We start from the raw sequence: 2,768 nt of genomic DNA, 5'->3' as shown, positions 1-2,768 counted from the left end.
CCCCGGCACACCACCCCGCCGCCGCGACGTCCGCCGCCGTCCCCCGCGAGGTCCGTCCCGTCCGCGTCCAACAACGTGCGCACGGCCGCGGCGCCGCCTCGCCGTCCGCCTCCCCCGCCCGACGACGAGGACGACGACGACGAGCGGGGGCAGAGCACGGAGATGAACACGTCGGAGAAGACGCAGATCCGTCCCGCGCCCGAACGTCCGCGCCGGTAGGATCGTCCGCATGGCGCGACGGAGACCCTCCAGGTCTCCCGGGCCGGGGTGACGTGATGCATCCGCGCGGGACGCCCGACGCCGGACATCCCGGTCGTCCCCAGGTGGGTGGGGCCCTGTCCCACCCCGTGGCTTCTGCACGGCTTCCACGAAGCGGGACCTTGCGACGCGGTCGGCTCGGGGAGAAAGTGGTCCCGTGTTGATCCCCTTCCTCGCCGCGCTCACCCTGGTGGTCGCCCAGGCGCCCGCGACCACCTCCTCCGCGAAGCCCCTCACCGTCTTGCTGGCACCGACGGACGTGGCGCGTGGCACGCCCCGCTACCTCATCGGAACCGCCCAGGAGCACGTGGCCGAACAGCTCAAGGCCCGGGGCCTGGAGGTGATCCGCGTGGAGGATGTGACGCGCACGCTGCCCAAGAAGAAGCGCGCAGCGATGATGCGCTGCAACCGCACGCAGCCCTCCTGCATCGCGTCGCTGGGCACGGCGGCGAAGACGGACGTGGTGATGGTGACGGAGGTGGGTCCCTACCTCAACGCGTACAAGGCGGGCGTGCGCGTGTACACGGCCCATGACGGCGCGCCGCTCGTCGAACAGTCGGTGCCGGGCGTCACCGAGGACCAGGTGTTGGACGCGCTCACGAAGTCCCTCGACGTGGTGGTGCCGCGCACGCTGCGGGTGCTGCGTCCGGAGCCGGTGGCGCCGCCGCCGACCGTGGTGGTGCAGCCGCCCACGGTGACGCCGGGGGACAAGCAGCCAGGGACGGCGGGCGTTTCGCCGGGCGTGGAGCCTCCCACGCGGGTGGACCTGAGTGACTCGCCCAAGGTGGAGACGCCGGGGCGGCGCAAGTGGGCGTGGGTGCCGGCGGCGGGTGGCGTGGTGCTTGCGGGCGTGGGCACGGTGTTCCTGGTGCAGTCGCGCAGCAAGTTCACCGACCTGGACCAGAACGAGTTCCAGACGCTGGCCGAAGCGGATGCGGCGCGGGACTCCGGCAAGCGCTCGCAGACGATTGGCGTGGTGGGCATTGGCGTGGGCGCGGCGGCGGTGGTGACGGGCGCGCTGATGTACTTCCTGCCGTCGAAGCAGACTTCCGTTCAGCCGTCCGTGACGCTCACGCCCCAGGGCGGTGGACTCAGCGTCGCCGGGACGTGGCAGTGAGTTCGGGGAGAACCATGCGGAACATCTGGAAGGTCGGAGCGCTGGGCGCGGTGTTCGGTGCGGTGCTCAGCGTGGGCGGATGCCAGGACTTCGACGCGGCCTATGAGAAGTGCGTGGCCGAGGGCCGCTGCGAGCCTGATGGGGGCGTGGCGGATGGCGGGGAGGACGGCGGTGTGGACAGTGGGCCGGTGGATATTCCCGATTGTGGTCCCGTGGTCGACGCGGGCGTGGATTACCCCGACCTGACAGGCCAGGACTTGGACTGCGACGGTGTGGATGGTGTGGCAAGCGCGGGCTTCTTCGTGGATCCGTCGGGCGGCAACGACGACAACAACGGCTCGCAGACACACCCCGTGAAGACCCTGGACCGGGCGCTCCAGTTGATTCGCGATGGCGGTACGGGACGCACGATCGTGTACCTGGGCACCGGCACGTACAACGAGGCAGCGACGGTGGTGGACATACCCGTGTCGCTCTACGGTGGCTACACGTGGCAGGGCAATGGAAGGCCCTACTGGGAGCGGTTCAAGGCCGGTGGGAGCAGCACGACCTTTGACGGCGGACCGCTGGCGTTCACGGTGCGCGACGTGACGGACGGCGGGGTGCTGCTAGAGGGTCTGCAGATCGTGTCCGCGAATGCGAACGACGCGGGTGAGGCCTCCATCGCACTCCGGGTCATTGGAACACCCGAAATACAGTTGCGGCAGATCACCCTGGAAGCGGGATTTGGAGCCGAAGGTCAGGCTGGCGCGATTGGCCGATCAGGCGCCGCCGGAGGTAAGGGGGATGACGGCAATCCGGCAATAACCAACAGCACTTCGGGAGGCGATAGCGTTTTCGGGGGCACCAGTTCTTGCGCAACCGGTGACGACCTGAGTGGCGGGAGAAGTGGCAATGGAATCAACCGGTCAGGTGGCATCCCCGGATTCCGTGGCAATCCCACGAGCAGGGGAGGCGCGGGGGGCGATGGTGGAGCGGGAGCATCCCTGGAGTGCAATCCTGTCCTGGAGACCTGCTCGTGTACCGGCCTCCCGGGCTTCCCGGGGGACAAGGGTACGAACGGGGACGCAGGCGCGGCCGGTCGACCCGGGGTCGCGGACCTGGGTCAACTCCAACTGGATGCTGGCACCTGGATGGCCCATGCCCTTCAACATGGCGAGCCGGGCAAGGGTGGCACTCCGGGAGCAGGTGGTGGTGGTGGCGGAAGTGGAGGTGGCTGCCCGGACCTCCAGGTGCGTAACCACGAGGCGGCGGGCTCGGGCGCAGGAGGTGGCGGAGGTGCCGGAGGCTGCAGTGGCGAAGGCGGAGGCGGAGGCATGGCGGGCGGTGCATCCATTGCCCTGTTGCTCATCGACTCGAACGTCGTTGTGGAAGGTCGCAACCAGTTCACCGC

2 protein-coding genes and 1 pseudogene are annotated in these 2,768 nt (G+C 69.4%); all 3 read left to right on the top strand.

Annotation, left to right across the window (positions count from 1 at the left end; genetic code table 11):
- Positions 1 to 219, top strand: a pseudogene (locus D7V88_RS40425) (CpaF family protein); the annotation flags it as partial.
- A gap of 196 nt (positions 220 to 415) precedes the next feature.
- Positions 416 to 1,375 carry a hypothetical protein gene (locus tag D7V88_RS40420; RefSeq protein WP_120545816.1) on the top strand — a complete coding sequence of 320 codons (960 nt, stop codon included), beginning with the start codon at positions 416 to 418 and terminating at the stop codon, positions 1,373 to 1,375.
- A 14-nt stretch (positions 1,376 to 1,389) separates the two neighbouring features.
- On the top strand, positions 1,390 to 2,768 hold a 1,379-nt coding region (locus tag D7V88_RS45355), incomplete at its 3' end, for a DUF1565 domain-containing protein (protein WP_147449104.1).

It is taken from the genome of Corallococcus terminator (genome assembly GCF_003611635.1).
In the GTDB taxonomy this organism is placed as follows: Bacteria; Myxococcota; Myxococcia; order Myxococcales; family Myxococcaceae; genus Corallococcus; species Corallococcus terminator.
The sequence above is the reverse complement of the archived record's forward strand: the minus strand, read 5'-3'. Positions and strand labels throughout refer to the sequence as shown.